Annotated in this window: 1 protein-coding gene; it reads left to right on the top strand. The window is 33.6% G+C overall.

The window, feature by feature from the left end:
• Positions 1-365 precede the first annotated feature (365 nt).
• On the top strand, positions 366-681 hold a 316-nt coding region (locus CUN59_RS18840), incomplete at its 3' end, for an Alr5209 family pentapeptide repeat protein (protein WP_104389281.1).

The following is a 681-nucleotide window of genomic DNA, read 5'->3' as shown; positions in this document are numbered from 1 at the left end:
CGAAGTTATGAGGTACAAATTTTGCGGGCAAGATGCCCGCACTACAAAAGTTTGATCTTTTACAAATTGATCCAATTTATTGGAATTGGGAGTTGATTTTAAATCTTATTCGCAATGTAACACAAGTAAAGATAGATATGTACATATTTTTTGTCAACCATTAGGAATTATAGGGAATAATACTCGGTAATTTATTTTTTACTTGTAACTTACTATAAAAATTTGCGGAACTTGTGAGGAAACAAAAAATACTGAAAACAAACTTATGTAAACAAAGGATTTATTTTCTAGCTTATTGGTTATATGATATTTTTGGAAAGTACCAGAAAGTCTGTAAAAAATTTACATAAATTGTGAGGCTATTTATGCCTGAAACGAATTTTCAACAGCCAATTAATAGTGCTGCTAGGATTTTAGAAGAATATGCATTGGGAAACCGAAATTTTGAGAGGGCAGAATTAGGAGAAGCTAATCTGCAAGGTGTTGATTTAAAAGGTGCTGACTTCAGCTATGCTGATTTGAGCAAAGCTAACCTCTGTCGTGCTAATTTGCGGGGATGTGATTTAAGTTTTGCGGATTTAAGTCAAGCTAATTTAGAAGATGCAGATTTGCGAGGGGTGTTGTTATTTTCTGCTGATTTGCGTAATGCTAATTTGGCGGGAACTAAGTTAGAAAAGGCAG

Source organism: Cuspidothrix issatschenkoi CHARLIE-1 (genome assembly GCF_002934005.1).
Taxonomy (GTDB): Bacteria; Cyanobacteriota; Cyanobacteriia; order Cyanobacteriales; family Nostocaceae; genus Cuspidothrix; species Cuspidothrix issatschenkoi.
Note: the sequence above shows the minus strand (reverse complement) of the source record. Positions and strands in the feature narration are given on the sequence as shown.